The organism is Virgibacillus salinus (genome assembly GCF_900102415.1).
Taxonomy (GTDB): Bacteria; Bacillota; Bacilli; order Bacillales; family Amphibacillaceae; genus Lentibacillus; species Lentibacillus subterraneus.
In genome coordinates this window covers 463,656-484,789 of record NZ_FNKD01000002.1, presented here as the reverse complement: position 1 = coordinate 484,789, position 21,134 = coordinate 463,656, and the positions used below count along the sequence as shown (strand labels likewise).

Below are 21,134 nucleotides of genomic sequence, written 5' to 3'. Positions count from 1 at the left end.
AAAAGGATTGGAGGTTATGTGGATGGTTTTCAGTCTAAAAATAAAAAATATTATATTTATTCTACTGGGTTCTGCCATTTTCTCATTTGGAATTGTTCACTTTAATATGCAAAACAACTTAGGAGAAGGCGGATTTACTGGTATTACATTACTCCTTTATTTTTTATGGGAATGGGATCCAGCTATTACAAATATTGTTCTTAACATTCCTGTCTTTTTCATAGGATGGAAATTTCTAGGACGCAACACATTTTTGTATACGATAATTGGTACATTTGCTGTATCCGTATTTTTGTATATTTTTCAAATCAACCCTTTTCCAACATACCTGCAGTCAGATATGACACTTGCTGCACTTTTTGCAGGAGTCTTCATCGGTGTCGGATTAGGTATTATCTTCCGTTATGGAGGTACAACAGGCGGTGTGGATATCATCGCTAGGTTAGTCCATAAATATGCAGGCTGGAGTATGGGGAAAACAATGTTTCTTTTCGACTTTATTGTTATTACCACATCCGTCTTCACCATTCTTGAATTGGTTGAGGGCATGTACACATTAGTAGCTGTATATATTGCAGCTCGAGTAATCGATTTTATCCAGGAAGGTGCTTATTCAGCACGTGGCGCAACAATAATTTCCAGTCATAGTAAAGATATTGCCACAAAGATTAATAAAGAAATGGATCGTGGTGTAACGGTATTATCTGGAAAAGGAAGCTTTACCGGTGAAAATCGTGATGTTCTTTATTGTATAGTCGGAAGGAATGAAATCGTGCGGTTAAAGAATATTATAAATGCAATAGATCCCCATGCCTTTGTAGCAGTGAGCTCTGTTCATGATGTAGTTGGTGAAGGATTTACATTAGATGAAAATAAAAATCCAATTGAAGACTAATGTTTCTATTATTATTATCGAATGCCAAAGTAAAAAAGTGGCAGAATTAATTTTTAGGATGCTTCCTAAAAGTTTATTTACACAAAGAATATAAACTGCGACACAGACTAAGGGTAACCGGTCTTGTAGTATTTAATGCGGATCCATGACCACGCAGCTGGAATATACTCACTTTCACAGTGTCTTCTTAGCCGTGGGCGCAGCACGAGGAGGTTGCCAGCCGCCCGTGGAAAACGAAGTGTATGCGGTGTCATAGCACTTAAATTTTTTCCACGTTATGTCGCAGTTTATATCAACTGGGTGGTTAACGGGCAAAATATTTACAAAAAGAGACATTTTTTAAAATATGCCACTTTTTTATGCTGAGAAACGATTATAGTTGTGAAGCGATGCACTGGCTGCTGTGGAGGTCGCTGGCTATAAAGCTATGGAAGACTCCTGTTCAGTCTTCCCAGTAATTATTCAGTTCTTAGTTAGCCCCTTGAACGATTAATCAATTTCCATCCAGGTGTATTCAATATTCATTCGTGTTTATTCAGTCTTCAACGTGATTTTTTCAGTTTTCAGCAGGTTTAAATCGAAAGATGTCAAAAAATGGTTTGTTCCCCTATTTGCTAGACAAATTCAGTGACTCGATAGAAAAGCCAGCAAGATTAATAATTACTGTTGCACACTAAAAAGAGCATTGAATTGCTCTGCAATTCAATGCTCAATTTGCTCTAATATTCTTATTGTTTGAAACGAACTGGACCACATAATTTAAATTTATTCACTGCTTGCAGCATAAATTAGAACAAACCTGATAAGTTCAGCCAGAGCCACCATTGCAGCGGCTACATATGTTAATGCTGCAGCATTTAGAACTTTTTTCGTTTCACGTTCTTCATTATTTCGGATAACTCCGGTTGAAACTAATTGCCCCATTGCTCTATTTGAAGCATCAAATTCAACTGGCAATGTAACTAATTGGAATAACACTGCAGCAGACATGAAAATGATTCCAAATAGCAGCATGTTCGGCATTGTGAAGATAATCCCAGCAAATATCAGAAAGAATGACATTTTAGAACCCATGCTTGCTGCAGGGACCAATGCATGCCTAAAACGCAAGAATGCATAATCTTGTGCATCCTGTATCGCGTGACCAACTTCGTGAGCGGCAATTGCAGATGATGCCATTGATTGTCCGTAATATATATCTTTTGAAAGTCTTAACACTTTTTTACTAGGATCGTAATGATCGGATAAAACACCTTTTGTTACCTCTATATTCACATCAAATATTCCGTTATCATTTAAAATTTTACGTGCAACTTCGGCACCAGTCATTTGTGATGAAGTCGCTTTTTTCGAATATTTTTTGTACGTTTTTTTAACCTTTGACTGAGCCCAAATTGGTATTATCATTAACAATGCTATATATATTATATATCCACCAAGGCCACCTAACATGTTCATTCCTCCATCATTATAGTATATAGTACCTTATGGTCAATTTTAGTCAAAAAAGGGTAGATAGTCAACTGTTTGAATCTCTTTCGCTTTGTTTCTTTTTCTCACCTTTATATTTTCTCCAACTTACATAAGTTAATGTAACAGCTATACACCCACCAACAATTGTCAACATCCAGTAAAAGGGAATCATTTCTGCATTATTATTAGATGACAAAATAATTTGATTCTTAACAGGGATTATTTGCTTTGCGTAACTTATTGTTTTAGTCAGTTGAAAGTAAATGCAAACCCCTATGACCGTGGAAATTGTATATTTATCTAAAGGACTACTTTTCATAGAGTTCACCTCACATAACATCTTCTCCCACTAATGTATGTGCGGCTATAGTTTAATATAACAGGTTACGATAATGAATTTTTGGGTTTGATTGTTAACTTATAGGCTATGAAAATAGACAAAATGCTTAACCAAAAAGTAAAGTACCCTATTTCTTCCATATACATTGTTACGGAGGAATACATCGGCATCATGTCAAATACATAGTCAATCACATCATTATGTAATGTCCATAATGCACCAAACATTATATGGCGTACTTTTATGGCGTAAAATGGAGCATATAATAAACCTTGAATTGCCATTCCACCATGTGATGCCATCAGCATGTAACCTTGCCAGCTTAACGAACCGTCGACGTAGAGCGTGAATAAATTCATTGCAACTGCCCAAATACCGTACTTAAAAAGTGTGATAATTGCCAGAGCTTCTATGTAAGGCGTATTTCTATTGAATAAAAAAAGAAGTAAAAATATAGTGAAGAATAAACTTGCCGTTGGGCTGTCCGGAACAAATACTAAAAAAATATCTGGAGTTATGGAAAGCTGAGAACGATACCAGTAATAGCCATAAATAGTACCTATTAAGTTTACGATTAATAAACCTAATAAAAAGCGCTTATCCAAAAGTATATATTTTAACATATAATGAATCCCTTCTTTGCATGATCCTGCTTACAGAAAAAACACCTTCACCAGTCGTTTGGCAAAGGTGTTTTTAGTTAATTTGCTTGTTCATTTACAGAAACAATAAAATCAGTTAATTTCTTTAACTCTTCATCTGAACCTTTAAATTGATCTGCTGGCATTGTGCCTATCCCTTCACGAGCAATTTTTGCAATTTCCTCAGCAGAGCGGTCAATACCAATTAAAGGTGGTGCTGCTGCTCCACCAGATAAATCACCGCCATGGCAAGTCATACAGTTACTTTCATAAATTGCATAGCCTGGGTCTTGTTTATCAATTTCAACTTCTTCTGATGGAGGTATAGGTTTATTTGCTTCAGCTCTCTGTGCCCAATCAACATGTGAGGCTGATTCATAAGTTAGCCATATGACAGAAGCTAATCCTAATAACATCATTCCAACAGCAATTGGGCGTTGGTGTGGTCGTCTGCCAGGCCCTTTATCTAAGAATGGTGCCAATAACAACCCACCAAATGCTAGTCCAGGAATTACCAGGATACCCAGTAGAATAAATGGCCCACTAGCAAAGTCATATTTTAAAAGTTCATATAAGAATAGAAAGTACCAGTCTGGCAAAGGTATATAACCTGCATTGGTTGGATCAGCCATTCCTTCAAGCGGAGATGGATGCGCAAGTGTTAAGCTCATAAAACCAACTAAAAATACAGAACCTGCCAACCACTCTTTTAATAAGAAATTGGGCCAAAATGCTTCAGTTCTTCCGGGATATTCAGAATAATCTTTTGGTATGTTTGGTTTACGTTCGGCCGAAATCCGCGAATCACCGACGAATTTCATTCCTTTACCCTTATGCACAGCTTTACCTCCTTTTTATTTATAGTGGTCCTGAAATTCCTTGTCTTCGTATTAATATAAAGTGTGCTGCCATTAATCCGAATAAGGCAGCCGGTAGGAAGAATACGTGGATTGCAAAGAATCTAGTCAGTGTTTGTGCACCAACAATATTCGCATCACCAGCAAGTAGAGTCTTAATTTGTTCTCCCATAAATGGAACCTGTTCTGCTATTTCAAGACCAACTTGAGTCGCGAAATATGCTTTATTATCCCAAGGCAATAAATATCCAGTAAAACCAAGTCCAAGCATAACAAAGAATAGAAGAACCCCAACTATCCAGTTTAGTTCACGTGGTTTTTTATATGCACCTTGGAAAAATACTCTCAGTGTATGTAGTAGCAACATTACAATAACGACACTGGCACCCCAGTGGTGCATGCCTCGTACAATTTGGCCATGCGCAACTTCAGTTTGTAAGTAATAAACTGACTTCCACGCATTTTCGATATCTGGAACATAATACATCGTTAAAAACATACCTGATAAAATCTGAATAACGACTACGAAAAATGTCAATCCTCCAAAGCAATAAACAAAAGCCGAGAAATGATGGGCAGGATTAACATGCTCAGGTACTTCATGGTCCGCAATATCACGCCACAAAGGCGAAATATCTACGCGGTCATCAATCCAATCATATATTTTCTGTAGCATATACTATTAAGCCTCCCCTTGTGGATGTGCATTACCAAGATATAACATCCCATTTTCAACTTTTTGTTCATATACATCCAATGCCGCTGTTGGTGGTGTGTTAGGTACATTTACGCCACTCTTATAATAACGGCCGTCATGGCATGGACAATAAAATTGATTTGGATAATCTTCACTGCCTTCCCATGAAACAACACAGCCAAGGTGCTTACAAATTGGGGAAAGTGCTATTATATCGCCATTATCATCTTTGTACACCCATGCTGATTTAGTAACTTCAGACTCATACCAACCATCAACCTGTTTAATCTTCCAATCTACACGCTGTGGATCATTTGTAATATCCTCTACTGCCAAACTAACATTTGCAAAATCTCCAGTTGCTGATTCTTGCAAGACTGGATCAACTGCCATACGTAACATGGGAACAAGCATACCTGCTGCCATGAATCCACCTACACCAGTAAGTGTATAATTTAGAAATTGACGACGGGATACTTGCTGTTTCTCTTCGCTCATGAATTTTCCCCCCTCTATACATTTTTCACGGACAAGATTATTTTAATCAGATTACTAGGACATTACCATAATAGCGCAATCTGTTTATCTGGTCAATAAATAATCTTCTTTGACATAAAACTTTCGTAAATAGGTGAATAATTAGTAATTAAAAAGTACTATTTTTTACACCGATAGGAAAATGTAAATCTTTAGAAATCGTATAAGTACAAGTAAGTTTATCGCCACTAAATTTTTGCGCTAAGTTAAGTTCACTAATCTTTCCAGTAAGACCTTATAAGCTCACTTACTTGTTCAACATTGCTACGTATGATGGAGTGCATTTCATTTGATTGTAATGTACCATCTGATACGCCAGGCAGCCATAATAGGGTGCCACGCATTCCTTGTTCATTCTTTTTCCATGTAGAATCAAATGTAACATAAAAAATATGGTTGAAAGGTTGTTGTTCTATGTCATCGATCCATGAATTTATTCGAACTATTTCCTGGTCTTTATGGGATGATTTAAGATAATTATAATTCGGTGTAAGCAAAACCCTTCCTGTAAGCTCTTTTTCAAGTTCGTAGGAAAAAGCAACTAATACTTCTCGCTGAAACGCATCCTTTTCAAGTACAGAATCGTTTGATAACTGAAAGGGTATGAGTGGAATAATTATTGTATCCACATATTCTTTTGCATTTACATACTGGTGTAAATCACTTTTTTTCCATTTCATAGTATACAACCCTTCCTCTATTCTATTCTTCTTCATTTTAGAAAAAATATGATTTAACTTAAATCTTATCTTAAATCAGCAAAAAAAATCAACCTATTACCTTTGTAAGTTAGGTTGATTTAATTTCATGTTATCCAATCTATGTAGTTTTTTTGCCAACTCTTGAAATGTTTGTTGATCTTTCTCATCTAGAGCACGATCTATTTTAACCTGCAGTTGATTCTTTTGATATTCAAATAATGATTTTTCCAAGAGTTGTTTTGCTGCTTCCTGATCCTTTTTCGTAATAAAGTATTCGTCAGGAATAAATGGGTTTTCAACTAGAACTGCTGCATATAATATATTCTGATACGATTTTGTGAAATTCAATTGGATGTATAAGGGCTCATGTTGATTCATCCTGATATCATGAAATGACTTTTCAGCATCAGTTGTAACTAATTGATTTTTATAGAAACGGAATGGTACTTCCTCAGAACAATGACTGGTAATTATAATTCCTCTTGGACAAAACTTCGCTTCACGCACAAAGTGCACGTTAGTTAAGATTTTTTTATGATTTATTAAATAATTTAAAATCCATACACTTTCACGCTTTTTTAACTGATAGTGATTTAAAAACCATTGAATAAAACTTTTCTTATCCTGCACGGAAATAGGAGTATGCATTCGTGGAACTAACCTCCCTTAATATCCATAATTTTTTAGCAGTTTAGAAAGTATAAATACTGTCTTACTGCATGAGTGCAACTAAGGCTTTCGCCATAAAGGCATGGCGGTAGCAATTTTCTCTAATATTATAAGAAATAAAAGTTAAGTGCTGTGTATAACTGAACTTCCGAGTTTGCCACGTCCAGCTCCAGCGCCTATTGGACTTCTCCCCGTGTTTACGATGAGTCATGTTCATAAAATTTCAGGAAATAAGAAGATCGCCGCTTTGTGCGACAACGTCGATACGGCACGATTATAATCCATACGGCACTATACATGTGTTTGCACTTTCGTTTTATTATAGTTCTCTTGATTGTTTTAGTCGAGCGATATATTCTTCGACATCTACATCTAATGGTTGTTGTTTTAAATATTCTTCAAATATACGGATTGCTGTTTCCATCCTCCCTTCTTCTGTTAGAAAGTATCCATACTCTTTTAGAAAGTCGCTGTCTTGGTTTAAGCTATTATATGCTTCATCATAGTGTTTTAATGCATTGTCATATGATTCAATTTCATTATACGCTCGTGCAAGTTCCCATTCATAAAGTGGGTCATTAGCTCCCATTCCTTTAATTTCAATAATCAGCTCAACTATAGTTTCCTGATTATTTTGTTTTTTAAGCAGCTCAATTAAAAATAAAACTGCTTCTTTATAGTCAGGATCAAGTGCTATTGCTTCCCTCACCAACTTTTCACTTTCAATGTCTTCATTTAATTGGTGTGCCAAAGAACCGGTAAAGAAATATAGCTCTTTATTAAACTCATCAACCTGCAATCCCTGCTTTGCTGTCTCGTAAGCTTCTTTAGGCATTTCTTCCGCTTCGTACGCCTTTGCTAATTGATAGTATGCAGCATGATAATAGGTATCAAGTTCTATTACTTGCTTCCATGCTTTAATTGCTATATCACTTCGGCCTGCATGCATGGCTGTAAAACCATATTTAAATATTGTATCTGGATTCTCACTATCTATATCCTGGAATATACTTAATGCAATTTCATATTCTCCTATTGCCGCATATGCTTCAGCCATACGGTCATTAATTGGTACATTTGCCATTTCATTTGTAATAGGCAGTATCTTTTCATAATACGTAATAGCGTTTTTATATGACCCGGTAGAAAACAGCAGTTCAGCTAGAGCAAAATCAATGATAGGCTCATTGGGCTCATATTGTTTGGCAATTAACAGTTTTTGTTCTGCTACTTCAAAAAGTCCCTGCGCCTGATAAAGGTCTGCCAGCTGAATCATACTCTGAACAAATGCCGGATCGTCTTCATCAATTTCACTTAGTAAATTTATTGCCTCTTCGTCATTTTCGAGTTCAGTATATACGTCAGCAAGCATTACCTTAATTTCGCTTTCTTTTGGATATTTTTGTAAAAGTTCTTGTAATGCATTACTAGCCTCTTTTAGAAAACCCCACTGAATATAGAGTTCTGCAATTGTATATTTTTCTTCATCATCAGCTTTTGGTAAATAATTTTCCAAAAGTGAAATAGCTTTCTCTGATTGTCTATTTTCCATTAAATTAACTGCTTCCATAATTTTGGTGTCCACTATGAACTTCCTTTCTTTTCGTGCGAAACTATCTAATGCATTTTATCATACAGAAAAGTGTATTTTTGTTCAAATAGAAAAGAATCTGTATGTAAACAGATTCTTTGCCAAATTAACTACATACGGATGTAAGATCCTGAAAGAAATTCGGATATGAAATTGCTACAGAAGATACATCATCGATTACAACTTCATTTTGAGTTATTAAAGATGCTATCGCATGCATCATTGCTATACGATGATCGTTATAAGAATTGACACTTCCGCCAACAAGTACGGAATTTCCTTCAATCATCATTCCATCCTTTGTCGGCTGCACTTCAGCACCTAGATTGGTCAACCCCTCTACAACCGCTTCAATACGGTCTGTTTCCTTTAATCGCAGTTCTTCGGCATCACCAATTACTGTCTCGCCTTCAGCTTGGGTTGCTAATAATGCAATTATTGGAAGTTCATCAATTAAACGAGGGATGATATCACCATTAATTACAATACCTTGTAATTTTTTATAGGAAATGGTTATATCACCGAAATCTTCTCCGCTTATTGTTTGTTTATTTGAAATTGATATAGAAGCTCCCATTTCAGTTAATACATCAATAATACCCGTTCGTGTAAAGTTTAGTCCAACGTTCTTCAAAGTCAAGTTACTACCAGGAACAATTGCGGCAGCAACCATGAAAAATGCTGCAGAGGAAATATCCCCAGGTACAAATACATCTGTCGCAGTCAGAGGCTGATTTGTAATACTTATACAAGTATCTTCTATACTGATATCCGCCCCAAAAGCCTTCAACATATTCTCAGAATGGTTTCTGGTGGCTGTCGGTTCAATAACCTCGGTCGTCCCTTCAGCAAAAAGACCTGCTAACAATATTGCCGATTTAACCTGGGCGCTTTTTACAGGTAAGGTATATTGGACGCCACTCAACCCACCACCATTAATTGCAAGCGGCAAATAACTGCCATTACTTCGTCCGTTTATACTAGTCCCCATCTGCTGTAAAGGAATAATCACACGATCCATTGGACGTGATGTTAATGAAGCATCCCCATAAGATGCGGTGAAGAAAGGCAATCCGGATAACACTCCGAGCATTAATCTGGCGGTAGTCCCTGAGTTTCCGAAGTAAATTGGTTCTATCGGTTCTTTAAAATGGGACAAGCCATTACTGCGTATATATAACGTGGTGTTATCTACCTCGATATCCACCCCTAGCAATTTAAATGCATTAATGGTTCGCAGACAATCCTCGCCAGTTAAAAAATGAGTAACTTTTGTAGTACCTTTCGCAAGCGAACCGAGAATTACTGCCCGATGCGAAATAGATTTGTCTCCTGGGACTTGCAATATTCCGTTAAGAGCATTTGAACACGGTGATAACTTCATATCCTTCAAATCTATTCACTTCCTTTTTCATTTCCACTATTTTTCAAGCATCAATTCATATCCATTATTATGTAATACTTGATAACTTTTCTTCTGATCATCTATTGTTGGAACACTTAAGCGCAAAACGCCAGTAATCCCTTCTCGTATCTCCAATATTTGCATGTTCTTAATACTAATTTTCTCGTGAGCTAATAGTTGAGCAACAGAAGCGATTGCACCTGTTTGATCTCGTATATCGACATATAAATCATAAAAGGATGGAATTACTCCTTTTTTGGTTGTACCCAAACCGTCTCGGTAATCCTTCGCTTGATTCAGGTAGGAACTTAGTTTTACTTTGTTATTTTGTTCAAGCATTTGCTTTAACTCATTCATTTCCATTATCCAGTCGTCTATAAGGTGCATCACTTTTCCACTATTATGGTAAAAAATATCCTGCCACAGTTCGGGATTACTGGATGCAATCCGAGTAATATCCCGGAATCCTCCGGCTGCAAGTTTTGGAATAAATGAATGTGTGTTTTGCCACTTTTTTGCTTGATGAACAAGTGCAGATGCAATCAAATGAGGAAAATGTGAGATAACTCCAGTCATTTCATCATGATCATTCGCCTCTAACACTACAAAGTTACTCTTTGTAGCTTTCAGTGTAGTTTTAAGTGTGTTTATCATCGTTTCAGTGCAGACATCGGAGGGCGTAAGAACATATATAGCATTCTCAAATAAGTGCTCCTTTGCTGCTTTAATTCCCTTTTTATGTGAGCCAGCCATTGGGTGACCGCCAATGAACTTAATGTGTTTATTGGTAATTCCATTTGCAACGTTACTAACTGGCTTTTTAACCGACGAAACATCTGTAACAATAACATCTTTATTAAATGGGATTTGATCTAATTCCTTTATAAACTTAATTGTTTCTGTTATTGGTGTTCCAAGTATAATAATATCAGCCATTTGAGCAGAATCAGCAATAGTTGAACAAGACTCATGAATGATTTCATTCATGAGCGCAAATTCAAGCGTTTCTTTATTTGTATCATAACCAATGATATAGTTTTCGTCTGACTCGCCAATACTCTTTGCTAGTGAGCCACCGATCAATCCTAAACCAATTACAAGAATTGTTCTTTTCATGATTCTCTCTCCTTGTTTATATCTAGATGTAATTGGTAGACAATATCTTGTAGCTGTTTCATATCATCTTCATTTCCAATCGTTACGCGGATTGTGTTAGGACAACCTAATCCCTCACCGGATCTAACGATAAATCCATTTTCCAATAAGTACTGAAATACTTCATCACCATTAATTGGGGTAGAAATCAGTAAAAAGTTTGTTTGTGAATCATAGTAATGCCAGCCTATCGAATCTAAAAACTGCTGAAAGCTATGTTTTATACTACTGTTCCTTGAAGTTGAATCCAGAAGAAACTCATCGTCATCAAGTGCTATTAATGCAGCTTTTTGTGCCATGGACGATGTATTAAATGGTCCTCTAACAACATCTAAATTCGCAATGAGTTCTTTATTTGCTACCCCGTATCCAATCCGTAAACCAGCTAATCCATAAGCTTTAGAAAACGTACGTAATATTAGCAAATTTTTATAGCTTGATAATCTAACCGAAATATTTGATTTCATATTGTTTTGTACATATTCATAGTATGCCTCGTCCAAGACTACAAGCACATGCTTCGGGCACTTCTCCATAAATGTGTCGAAATCATCATGAGCAATTATACTACCTGTCGGATTATTCGGTGAACATAACCAAACCACATTTGTATCTTCATCAATTGCGTATAGCATTCCATCGAGATCATGATACCCATTTATAGTTGGTATCTCTTTTACAGTTGCTCCCTCAATTATAGCGTTATGCTTATATTGTGGGAATGTTGGTGTAGGCATTACCGTATTTACTCCAGGATATAAAAACGCCCGACCTACCATTTGAACAATTTCATCTGTTCCACTTCCAAAAACAAGTTGATCTTCGTTAATATTTAATTTGTTTGCTACAGCTGTACGCAATTCAGATGTATATCCATCTGGGTAAATATCAAATGAAGGCAGTTGTGCATCAAAGTATTCATTAATCTTCTTTGAGTATCCAAACGGATTTTCATTTGACGCCAGCTTTACAATTCGTTCTAATCCAAATTCTTTTTTCACTTCATGCATTTGCTTTCCTTGTTTATAAGGGGTCATTTCCTTCAAAATTCGCTTTCCATTCATATGCTACTCCCCCATCCTCAAATTAACGTTGTTCTCAATTTCCTTAAGAAAGGAATCTAAATAATTTAATAAGTCCTCGTCACTAATTTCAACAACAACGGGTTGTGCAATATCTTTTAAAAGTACCATTTGTATTGTTGTATTTACTGTCTTTTTGTCTAATTTCATTCTATTTAAAACTTGTTGTTTATTTATATTTGTAAGCTGAATCGGAAACGCATTTACGTTTAGCCATTGTAACAGTTGATCATAAGGGAGCTTAATGGAGAATACCTTTTCACTGACTCGTATCGCAAATAATAATCCGATTGCAACCATTTCTCCATGTGTACGGACCCCATATCCAATAATAGATTCTAAGGCATGACCTAATGTGTGTCCCAGATTAAGATATTTGCGTACACCCGATTCACGTTCATCCTCTTCAACGATTGAAGCTTTTATTTCAATCCCTCTGTTTAACTGATTAGCTAAGACATCGTTTGTTAATGAAGAAAGGTCTGAAGCTAGTAATGATTGGAAGAAAGCATCATCCTGGATTAATGCTTCCTTAATCAATTCAGCATAACCTGACCTTATTTCTTTATCATTTAATGTTTGAAGTGTTTGTACGTCGTAGACAACTGCTGCAGGGGGATAGAAATTACCAATCAGGTTTTTCCCCTGTTCATGATTTATCGCAACTTTTCCGCCGACACTGCTGTCATGAGCAAGAATTGTCGTTGGCATTTGGATGAAATCAACCCCGCGCATATAGGTCGCTGCAACAAAGCCAGCTACATCACCAACTACACCACCACCAAGTGCGATGATAAGTGACTGTCTATCTAATCCAAATTCAATCGCATCCGTATGCAATTGATAAAACGTATTTACATTTTTTGATTTTTCGCCATATGGAATGACCGAAGAATAGACATGCTTATGGGATATGCTTTTCTTTATCTCTTCTAAATAATGCTTAGCTACTATTTCATCTGTAACAATAAAAATAGATGAGTAATCTTTTGGCAAATAAGAATTTAAATCACACCTTATATTTTCACCTACATAAACATGGTAGGAATTTGAAGCAGATTTAACTTTTGTCACTTTCACTAAAAACACCTTGTTTCTTCACGATAATCTTCAATTGCTTTCTGTAAAGCCGAAAATTTATCACTTGGAAACTGCTCGGTAATTGCTTTTGCAAGTTCAAATGCAACAACATGTTCTACTACAACAGAAGCAGCAGGTACCGCACAAGAATCTGAGCGTTCAACACTTGCATTAAACGGTTCTTTTGTTTCTATGTCAACGCTTTGAAGAGGTTTGTACAAGGTCGGGATTGGCTTCATTACTCCCTTAATTACAAGGGGCATGCCAGTTGTCATTCCTCCCTCAAATCCACCTAAACGATTTGTTTTCCGGTAATAACCGACATCTTCTTTCCAGGCGATTTCGTCATGGACCTTACTGCCATTCTTTCGAGCTGCCTCAAAGCCTAAGCCAAACTCAACTCCTTTGAAAGCATTGACGCTCATTACACTGCCAGCAATCCTGCCATCCAGCTTCCGGTCATAATGTACATATGATCCAACCCCTGCAGGCATTCCCTCTACGTACACCTCGACAACTCCACCAATTGAATCTCCTTCTTTTTTCGCTTGATCAATTGCATTCATCATTTGCTGTTCTACATTTTTATCAAGCGTTCGAACAGGTGATTCTTCAGAAGTCGATTTCCTATTTTCCATTGTCATAGATGGATTATCTTCTGCTACGATACCGGCAATTTCTTTTACGTAGCCTGAAACTTCTATCCCCAGGTGCTTTAAAAGTGTTTTAGCAACAGCGCCTGCAGCTACACGAGCAGCGGTTTCACGTGCTGATGAACGTTCAAGTACATTGCGCATATCACGATGACCATATTTTAATGCTCCATTCAAATCAGCATGACCAGGTCTTGGACGTGAAACGGTTCGCCTTATTTTCTTATCTTCTTCAATTGGACCCTCTCCCATTATATCTATCCAATGCTTAAAATCATCATTGTGTATTACCAGTGATATAGGTGATCCTAACGTATAGCCATGACGAACTCCGCTTGTGATTTCCACCAAGTCTTTTTCAATTTGCATTCTTTTTCCTCTGCCATGTCCTTTTTGCCTCCGAAGTAACGATTCATTAATATCATCTATTAATAAAGGCATATGTGAAGGGATTCCTTCAATAATTGTAGTTAATTGTTTACCGTGTGATTCGCCAGCTGTTAAATAACGCATGAAACCTCCTCCTTCTCGATAATTTTGTATAACTATATCATATCTCATTTTACTTTTGTTATATTTAGTTAAAAATTTTTAGCAGTTAATACTTTCTTACTGTATATATGCAATCAAAACTTTCGCCATTAAGACTTGCACTCCGTAGTATAGAATAGTTCTTAGAATACCTTAAACCAAGGATTTGCCATAGGTTAAAATAAAAATACGCTTGCACTATTAACAAACGTATTTAATTATTATTCTTTTTATAAAAAAATGTATCTATCAATGACATATTATACTTATCAGGACTAAATATTTGCTCAGTACTCCCAACAAATAAAATACCATTATGCTTCAGTGAATCCGAAAAATTCTGATAAATTATATTCTTTGCTTGGTCAGTAAAGTAAATTAATACATTTCGACACACAATTAAATCCATATTTCGAGGGTATATATCAGAAAGCAAATCGTGCTTTTTAAATCGTACATGGTGTTTTATTTCGTTATCAATATGGTATAGACCTGATTCCTGCTTAAAATACTTATCTCGTACTGACTCAGGCAATTCTTTAAGTGATTGTTCTGTATAAGCCCCTTGTTTCGCTCTTTCTAACACCAAATTATCAATATCTGTAGCTAAAATAGTAAAATCGGCATTTGGAAAATGTTCCTTAACCATTAATGCTATACTATATGGTTCTTCTCCAGTAGAACAAGCAGCACTCCATATTGATAGTTTCTTACCACTTTTCAATAAAGAAGGCAGAATAACAGATTGCATTACTTCCCACCTCTTCGGATTGCGATAGAATTCAGAAACATTTATCGTAATACGATCGAGAAATTCGTTTAACAGTAATTCATCCTGGGCTATCGCTTTAAGATAATCACTAAAACGCTGATAGCCACGTTTATCCCGTAACGAGGTAAGACGTCGCTTCATTTGTGTTTCTTTGTATAACGTTAAATCAATTTTTAATTTATGTTTTATATCGGAGACAAAATTTATGTAATCCTGCGACATTTATATACGCCTCTTTCATTTTAGAAAACTTTGCATTCGTTAAAGGGATTCTTATGAAAAAAGTGTGATTTGCTTCTTGGAACCCCTTATACTTTGGAGTAAAAGCCTTAATGGCGAACGGCTTAGTTGCACTCATGCAGTAAGAAAGGATTTATACTTTCGTAACTTCTAAGAAAACCTCCGTTAGAAAACGGAGGTTTAAATGGTTAGTAAATCCACGCACTATCTTGTTTAGAGTAAGACAACACATCATTTTCATTAAAAAATAAATTAATCTCTCTCTCAGCACTTTCTGGTGAATCTGAACCATGAATAATGTTTTTCCCAACAGTCATGGCAAAGTCTCCACGGACAGTACCTGATGCAGCTTCAAGTGGATTGGTTTTACCCATCATATCACGGGCAATAGAAATTACGTTTTCACCCTCCCATACCATTGCAAATACTGGTCCGGAAGTAATGAACTGAACTAACTCTCCAAAGAAAGGTCTTTCTTTATGTTCACCATAGTGATTCTCAGCTAAGTCATTAGAAATATTCATTAGCTTTGCACCCACTAATTTAAACCCTTTGCTTTCAAAACGGTTGATAATTTCACCAACTAAATTACGTTGAACGCCGTCTGGTTTTACCATTAAAAATGTTTTCTCCATGTTTGCACCTCATTTAGTATGTATTTTTTCTTATATAAGCAACCTTTAAAATTTTAACAAACATTTATTAAAATAACAATTATCTTTACTGTTAACCTAAAGTTAACCTAAAAGACTAAGCTAACAAATAGTTTATAAATACTGTGTCTGGAGTATATGTCGCCTTGGTAACCGGAGCGGTGTCATAGCAATTATATTATTTTTCCACACTGTGTCGCAGTTTATATAATAGCAACAAACTTTTAGCATAATTTATGAGCGTCTTTTGCCAATGTACTTTGCAATACTCTGTAATGTTTGTTTAGCCTTATGATTCGGAATTGTTTCTAATTCATTTAGCGCTTTTTTCAAATAGTGATCACTTATCTTATAAGATTCTGTTATGGCATTTGTTTTCTTCATTTCGGTCAACAAGTTAGCCATTTGAGCTTTAGATACACGCTCAGGATCTTCAAATGTCTCTCTTACTAAATTATTAAACTCCTTATCCTTCATTGCAATTAAGACAGGTAATGTGATATTCCCCTGTAGAAGATCATTTCCAGCCGGTTTGCCAAGTTCATTTTCAGACGCAGTGAAATCAAGAATATCATCAATAATCTGGTAGGACATCCCTATATAGTATCCATAACGATATAGTTTTTCTGCGTTTTCTTCAGAAACATCTGTAGCAATTGCACCCAATTTACAGCTTGTCGCAATTAACAAAGCTGTCTTGCGTTTAATTCTGCGTAAATAATTACGCAAATTCTGATCCCAATTAAACTTGTCTTTAATTTGTTCAATTTCCCCTGTAGCCACTTGCACCATCGTTTTAGAAAGTACACGGTGTGCTGTTGGCTTTGGTAATAAAGTTATATTTTCCAGAGCTCGTGCCAGTATGTAATCACCTGTATACATTGCAACACGATTTCCATAAAGCTGTTTTATTGTAGGTTTACCCCTACGTAATTCTGCGTCATCAATTACATCATCATGGACTAAAGAAGCCATATGTATTAATTCAAGCGATACCGCAACCGTTTTAATACGATCAATATTAAAGTTTCCAAGTTGTCCGCATAACAAGACAAAAACAGGGCGAATTCTTTTCCCCCCTGCCTGAAGTAACTGTGTAGAAGCTTCACGTAATACATCGTGGTCAGCTTGAATAGCGTTACCTAATGCATACTCAATTATATCCAATTCTTTGTTTAAATACCCGTAAGTTTTAGATAGTTTCATGCATGTCACCTTTTACTTTAAGTTCCCGAACTAAAGTCGTTTTATTTATTGTTCTTTTGTTGCCATATGCATTGCAGCTACACCACCTGTATAGCTTTTCACTTGTACACGAGAAAAACCTGCTGATAGAAACATCTGTTTCAGTTCTTTCTTATCAGGAAAGTCTTTTGCTGACTCATGTAACCATGCATATTCTTTATAACTTTTAGCAAACATTCTACCTAATAATGGCATAATAAAGCGAAAATAGAAATAGTATCCTTGACGAAATCCAAACATTGTTGGCTGTGAAGTCTCCAGACAAACTACTTTTCCATTCGGTTTAACAACACGATACATTTCTTTTAATACTGTCATATAGTCTGGAACATTACGTAACCCAAAACCAATTGTGACATAATCAAATGAATTATCCTCGTATGGCAATTCCATAGCGTTTCCTTGTACAAAATGAAGCTGGTTGTACTTTAGGGCCTCATTTTTTTCTTCTGCGACAGATAACATATTATGACTAAAATCCAGCCCGATCACTTCACCTGTGCTGCCACTTGCTTCAGCAAGAGCGATAGACCAATCTCCAGTACCACAACATACATCAAGTGCAATCGATCCTTTTTCAACATTCATTCGCTGCATGACATTCTTCCTCCATGCCTTGTGACGCTGAAAGGAAATTATTGAGTTCATGGAGTCATAGTTATCATATATTTTTTCAAATACGTGATGTACACGTTCTTCTTTCGATTGTTGATGCATTTACTACCCTTCTTCCACAATTGTTCTGTTTTCAAATGGAAATTCATTTAAAGTCTTTAAAATGTGTGTTTTGACTGCAATAAGATGCTTTGGAAAATGAGTTAGCCGATTTCTAACCGATGCTATTTCTTTGTTAATATGCTTCTTTGCAGCGCGTATTGTGATCGCATCACTTGAAGAAGTCTGCTTGTGCCAAATAGAAAACATCGTGGAAGTACCTGTATGTAGCATATGTTGTGTTTCATCATTGAGTTTGCTAGTAAATAGCCATCCAGCCGCGATGCCACTAATTGTCGTTTCACCTACGAATTCAGCAACATGAGTATATAATAGTGTTTCAATTTTCTTTGCGATTATTATAAAGGTATCAAAAGACTCTATTTCTCTATAATATAATTGCATTTTATATTCGTTAATTTCTTTAATTGCGGTTGCTAGAATATGAACCATTTCTATATCTTCTATTTCCGATAGAAGTAGGTAGTATAATCCACTATAGTAATCTCCAGCCAATACTGATAGTTGCTTTGTTACCTTTTCTGTATTGGATTGCTCTGAATCGTCTGTTTTGGGAACCAAATCATGTGTGTCCAATGCCATTTGAACAAGCATTGTAGATACGATGTAATTCTCTTTTTTATAGTCTGGCAAATCGGCATTGTTTAAGATTGAAGTTAACATGAATAGTTTATCTTCACTCAAAACCGGGTTTTTTACATATTTTTCTAAATATGAATTATGCATTTTTTCTTTTATTAATGTTTTTAAACTTCCCGTATCCATACTGGATGTCTGCAAAACAACCACCTGTTCCCTTTCATGCATTCCTAATTGATATTGTTATTATAGCATATTTTGAGTATGTTCCATAATCATAAAAATCAAAGACAAGAACGTTGAAATAGGAATTATAATTTATATAACCAAGCTCTGTGCATAGCAGTATGGTAAGCCCGGGCATTTTAGTTACAGCAAATTTCATTTGATTTTGATATTTGTAATACAAAGAAAAAAGGGCACGTAGTTTACGTGCCCTTTTTCGCCCTATGTAAGTTATTATTTAACGCTTTCCTTTAGGGCTTTTCCTGGTTTGAATGCAGGAACTTTACTTGCAGGAATTTTGATCTCTTCCCCAGTTTGCGGGTTACGACCTTTACGTGCTGAACGCTCACGTACTTCGAAATTCCCGAATCCAATCAATTGTACTTTTTCACCATCTTTAAGTGAATCCATGACAGATTCAAAAACTGCATCTACAGCTTTAGTAGCATCCTTTTTAGAAAGCTCACTTTTTTCTGAAACTGCATTTACTAGGTCTGTTTTATTCATGACATTCACCTCCTCCCAAATTTCAATCGACATTGGCACAAACTTATTCTAATTCCATTTGTTACCAATCTGTCATTTTTTATACTATTACCACCAAATTCATTGATGACAAGGCTTATACTAACCGAGATTGAAATAAATTTCAACAATAATCGCCTATTTTCTCGGTTTTTATTTGATATTTAGCTATTTTTTCCCATATTAGTCTCTAAAATTTGCCGTTTTGGAAAAATTAACCATGTATATTGGGTGCAGTATAAAGCCGTAGTATAATAGGCTCTTTTAGATATATACGACAATGATAAAGAAATTCCTGCAACTTTTAAAAAAATATAAAAAAAAATAGCAACTAATTAAAGCTGCTATAAAATAATTGCTATTAAACCACCAGAACCTTCGTTAATAATTCGTTCAAGGGTATCTTTTAATTTATATCTAGCATTTTCCGGCATTAGCGCAATTTTTGCTTGGATGCCCTCTCTTACAATAGAACTTAAGGATCTGCCGAAAATATCAGATTCCCAAATGGATAAAGGATCCTCTTCAAAGTCTTGCATTAGATACCTTACTAACTCTTCACTTTGTTTTTCAGTTCCAATTATTGGCGCAAATTCTGACTCCACTTCAACTTTTATCATGTGTATGGAAGGTGCAACCGCTTTTAATCTAACTCCAAATCTTGATCCTTGACGAATAATTTCCGGTTCTTCTAATTCCATATCCTCCAATGTTGGAGCTGCTATACCATAGCCGGTTTGTTTTACCATTTGCAATGCACCAGAAACATTATCATATTCACGTTTTGCATAAGCAAAATCCTGCATTAGTTCAAGTAGATGGTCTTTCCCTCGAATTTCTTCTCCAACAATTTCTTTTAGTACTTCATCATACAAGTAATCTGGTGCATGGAGATCAATTTCTGCAACTCCATCTCCCATCTCCATACCTGCGAGATTTGCCTTGTCAATATAATCGTAATCTGAAAAGTCTCCAACTATATGATCCACATCTCTTAATCTTCGTATATTTTTTACTGTTGCTTGAATTGCTTCCTGATAATTTTTTCTTAACCAGTGATCCTCATTTAAGACCATAACCCAGCTAGGTAGATTTACGTTAACTTCAAGAACCGGGAATTCATAAAGTGATTCTCTTAATACGTTATAAACATCATGCTCAGTCATTGATTCAATACTCATAGCCAATACAGGTATATCGTATTTTTCAACTAATTCCTGTCGAAGTAGTTCTGTTTCCTGACTAGTTGGTCTAACGGAGTTAACTACCATGATAAATGGTTTACCGACTTCTTTTAATTCTTCAACAACCTTCGTTTCTGCTTCTTGATAATCAGATCTTTCAATCTCTCCGATAGTTCCATCGGTGGTAACTACGACACCAATTGTAGAATGCTCCTGAATTACTTTTCGTGTACCAATCTCTGCTGCATCATGGAATGGTATAGGATCTTCGTACCATGGTGTATTAATCATTCTAGGGCCATTTTCATCTTCAAATCCCTTAGCACCATTAACAGCATACCCAACACAATCCACTAACCGGACGTTTACATCAAGTCCCTCGTCCACATGTACCGATACAGCTTGGTTTGGAATGAATTTAGGTTCTGTTGTCATTATCGTTTTTCCTGCTGCACTTTGTGGCAACTCATCGTGTGCTCTTCCTCGTTCACTTTCATCTGCAATATTCGGTAAAACTACCAACTCCATAAAACGCTTAATAAAAGTTGATTTCCCGGTCCGGACTGCACCTACAATTCCAAGGTAAATATCTCCATTCGTCCGTTTCGAAATATCTTTAAAAATATCAACTCTCTCCAAACGATCCCCTCCCGATCTCCTTATCCATTA

Annotated in this window: 22 protein-coding genes; 1 reads left to right on the top strand and 21 read right to left on the bottom strand. The window is 36.0% G+C overall.

Annotated features, from left to right (window positions below; genetic code table 11):
• The first annotated feature begins 22 nt into the window (after positions 1-22).
• A complete protein-coding gene (locus BLS02_RS09260; protein WP_092492723.1) occupies positions 23-895 on the top strand; it encodes a YitT family protein in 873 nt (290 codons plus the stop codon).
• Between the two features lie 765 nt (positions 896-1,660).
• On the opposite strand, the gene BLS02_RS09255 is transcribed toward BLS02_RS09260, so the two are convergent.
• From BLS02_RS09255 to spoIVA, 21 genes are all read right to left on the bottom strand, one after another.
• Entirely contained in the window at positions 1,661-2,347 is a 687-nt protein-coding gene (locus BLS02_RS09255; protein ID WP_092492722.1) for a zinc metallopeptidase, read from the bottom strand.
• Between the two features lie 67 nt (positions 2,348-2,414).
• Positions 2,415-2,687: a sporulation protein YpjB gene (locus BLS02_RS19500; protein WP_439144714.1), complete on the bottom strand. Its 273-nt coding sequence runs from the start codon at positions 2,685-2,687 to the stop codon at positions 2,415-2,417.
• 65 nt (positions 2,688-2,752) lie between these two features.
• Positions 2,753-3,331: a lipoprotein heptaprenylglyceryl N-acetyltransferase LhaT gene (locus BLS02_RS09245; RefSeq protein WP_092492720.1), complete on the bottom strand. Its 579-nt coding sequence runs from the start codon at positions 3,329-3,331 to the stop codon at positions 2,753-2,755.
• Between the two features lie 77 nt (positions 3,332-3,408).
• The gene (locus BLS02_RS09240) at positions 3,409-4,188 is read right to left on the bottom strand and encodes a menaquinol-cytochrome c reductase cytochrome b/c subunit (protein WP_092492719.1); all 780 of its coding nucleotides are present in this window, start codon (positions 4,186-4,188) and stop codon (positions 3,409-3,411) included.
• 19 nt (positions 4,189-4,207) lie between these two features.
• The gene (gene qcrB / locus BLS02_RS09235; protein ID WP_092492718.1) at positions 4,208-4,882 is read right to left on the bottom strand and encodes a menaquinol-cytochrome c reductase cytochrome b subunit; all 675 of its coding nucleotides are present in this window, start codon (positions 4,880-4,882) and stop codon (positions 4,208-4,210) included.
• A gap of 6 nt (positions 4,883-4,888) precedes the next feature.
• Entirely contained in the window at positions 4,889-5,401 is a 513-nt protein-coding gene (locus BLS02_RS09230; RefSeq protein ID WP_092492717.1) for a QcrA and Rieske domain-containing protein, read from the bottom strand.
• 254 nt (positions 5,402-5,655) lie between these two features.
• Entirely contained in the window at positions 5,656-6,120 is a 465-nt protein-coding gene (locus BLS02_RS09225; RefSeq protein ID WP_092492716.1) for a DUF2487 family protein, read from the bottom strand.
• A 96-nt stretch (positions 6,121-6,216) separates the two neighbouring features.
• Positions 6,217-6,789, bottom strand: a complete 573-nt coding sequence (locus tag BLS02_RS09220; protein WP_092492715.1) for a ReoY family proteolytic degradation factor — start codon at positions 6,787-6,789, stop codon at positions 6,217-6,219.
• 340 nt (positions 6,790-7,129) lie between these two features.
• The gene (locus BLS02_RS09215; protein ID WP_092492714.1) at positions 7,130-8,395 is read right to left on the bottom strand and encodes a tetratricopeptide repeat protein; all 1,266 of its coding nucleotides are present in this window, start codon (positions 8,393-8,395) and stop codon (positions 7,130-7,132) included.
• 112 nt (positions 8,396-8,507) lie between these two features.
• Positions 8,508-9,794: a 3-phosphoshikimate 1-carboxyvinyltransferase gene (aroA, locus tag BLS02_RS09210; RefSeq protein WP_439144713.1), complete on the bottom strand. Its 1,287-nt coding sequence runs from the start codon at positions 9,792-9,794 to the stop codon at positions 8,508-8,510.
• Positions 9,795-9,821: 27 nt separating this feature from the next.
• Positions 9,822-10,922: a prephenate dehydrogenase gene (locus tag BLS02_RS09205; protein WP_175559470.1), complete on the bottom strand. Its 1,101-nt coding sequence runs from the start codon at positions 10,920-10,922 to the stop codon at positions 9,822-9,824.
• Positions 10,919-12,025: a histidinol-phosphate transaminase gene (gene hisC, locus BLS02_RS09200; RefSeq protein WP_092492712.1), complete on the bottom strand. Its 1,107-nt coding sequence runs from the start codon at positions 12,023-12,025 to the stop codon at positions 10,919-10,921. The genes BLS02_RS09205 and hisC overlap by 4 nt, the downstream gene beginning before the upstream one ends.
• A 3-nt stretch (positions 12,026-12,028) precedes the next feature.
• Entirely contained in the window at positions 12,029-13,117 is a 1,089-nt protein-coding gene (gene aroB / locus BLS02_RS09195) for a 3-dehydroquinate synthase (protein WP_368073007.1), read from the bottom strand.
• Between the two features lie 5 nt (positions 13,118-13,122).
• On the bottom strand, positions 13,123-14,289 hold the full coding sequence (gene aroC / locus BLS02_RS09190) for a chorismate synthase (RefSeq protein WP_092492710.1): 1,167 nt from the start codon (positions 14,287-14,289) through the stop codon (positions 13,123-13,125).
• A gap of 232 nt (positions 14,290-14,521) precedes the next feature.
• Positions 14,522-15,301 carry a CheR family methyltransferase gene (locus tag BLS02_RS09185; RefSeq protein ID WP_092492709.1) on the bottom strand — a complete coding sequence of 260 codons (780 nt, stop codon included), beginning with the start codon at positions 15,299-15,301 and terminating at the stop codon, positions 14,522-14,524.
• A 206-nt stretch (positions 15,302-15,507) separates the two neighbouring features.
• On the bottom strand, positions 15,508-15,954 hold the full coding sequence (ndk, locus tag BLS02_RS09180) for a nucleoside-diphosphate kinase (protein ID WP_092492708.1): 447 nt from the start codon (positions 15,952-15,954) through the stop codon (positions 15,508-15,510).
• 252 nt (positions 15,955-16,206) lie between these two features.
• Complete coding sequence (hepT, locus tag BLS02_RS09175; protein WP_092492707.1) at positions 16,207-17,178, bottom strand: heptaprenyl diphosphate synthase component II; 972 nt, start codon at positions 17,176-17,178, stop codon at positions 16,207-16,209.
• Positions 17,179-17,223: 45 nt separating this feature from the next.
• The gene (locus BLS02_RS09170) at positions 17,224-17,934 is read right to left on the bottom strand and encodes a demethylmenaquinone methyltransferase (protein WP_092492706.1); all 711 of its coding nucleotides are present in this window, start codon (positions 17,932-17,934) and stop codon (positions 17,224-17,226) included.
• A gap of 3 nt (positions 17,935-17,937) precedes the next feature.
• Positions 17,938-18,732 (bottom strand): heptaprenyl diphosphate synthase component 1, encoded by a 795-nt coding sequence (locus BLS02_RS09165; protein ID WP_175559469.1) that lies wholly within the window; start codon positions 18,730-18,732, stop codon positions 17,938-17,940.
• A gap of 258 nt (positions 18,733-18,990) precedes the next feature.
• Positions 18,991-19,263 (bottom strand): HU family DNA-binding protein, encoded by a 273-nt coding sequence (locus BLS02_RS09160; protein ID WP_092492704.1) that lies wholly within the window; start codon positions 19,261-19,263, stop codon positions 18,991-18,993.
• Positions 19,264-19,625: 362 nt separating this feature from the next.
• Positions 19,626-21,104: a stage IV sporulation protein A gene (gene spoIVA, locus BLS02_RS09155; RefSeq protein WP_092492703.1), complete on the bottom strand. Its 1,479-nt coding sequence runs from the start codon at positions 21,102-21,104 to the stop codon at positions 19,626-19,628.
• Positions 21,105-21,134: the final 30 nt, after the last annotated feature.

Coding starts and splice junctions, on each gene's coding strand:
- BLS02_RS09260 (WP_092492723.1), top strand. CDS start 23: ATGGTTTTCAGTCTAAAAATAAAAAATATTATATTTATTCTACTGGGT.
- BLS02_RS09160 (WP_092492704.1), bottom strand. CDS start 19,263: ATGAATAAAACAGACCTAGTAAATGCAGTTTCAGAAAAAAGTGAGCTT.
- ndk (WP_092492708.1), bottom strand. CDS start 15,954: ATGGAGAAAACATTTTTAATGGTAAAACCAGACGGCGTTCAACGTAAT.
- aroC (WP_092492710.1), bottom strand. CDS start 14,289: ATGCGTTATTTAACAGCTGGCGAATCACACGGTAAACAATTAACTACA.
- BLS02_RS09225 (WP_092492716.1), bottom strand. CDS start 6,120: ATGAAATGGAAAAAAAGTGATTTACACCAGTATGTAAATGCAAAAGAA.
- hisC (WP_092492712.1), bottom strand. CDS start 12,025: ATGAATGGAAAGCGAATTTTGAAGGAAATGACCCCTTATAAACAAGGA.
- BLS02_RS09220 (WP_092492715.1), bottom strand. CDS start 6,789: ATGCATACTCCTATTTCCGTGCAGGATAAGAAAAGTTTTATTCAATGG.
- BLS02_RS09205 (WP_175559470.1), bottom strand. CDS start 10,922: ATGAAAAGAACAATTCTTGTAATTGGTTTAGGATTGATCGGTGGCTCA.
- qcrB (WP_092492718.1), bottom strand. CDS start 4,882: ATGCTACAGAAAATATATGATTGGATTGATGACCGCGTAGATATTTCG.
- BLS02_RS09230 (WP_092492717.1), bottom strand. CDS start 5,401: ATGAGCGAAGAGAAACAGCAAGTATCCCGTCGTCAATTTCTAAATTAT.
- BLS02_RS09245 (WP_092492720.1), bottom strand. CDS start 3,331: ATGTTAAAATATATACTTTTGGATAAGCGCTTTTTATTAGGTTTATTA.
- BLS02_RS09255 (WP_092492722.1), bottom strand. CDS start 2,347: ATGTTAGGTGGCCTTGGTGGATATATAATATATATAGCATTGTTAATG.
- BLS02_RS09185 (WP_092492709.1), bottom strand. CDS start 15,301: ATGTCGCAGGATTACATAAATTTTGTCTCCGATATAAAACATAAATTA.
- BLS02_RS09170 (WP_092492706.1), bottom strand. CDS start 17,934: ATGCATCAACAATCGAAAGAAGAACGTGTACATCACGTATTTGAAAAA.
- hepT (WP_092492707.1), bottom strand. CDS start 17,178: ATGAAACTATCTAAAACTTACGGGTATTTAAACAAAGAATTGGATATA.
- BLS02_RS19500 (WP_439144714.1), bottom strand. CDS start 2,687: ATGAAAAGTAGTCCTTTAGATAAATATACAATTTCCACGGTCATAGGG.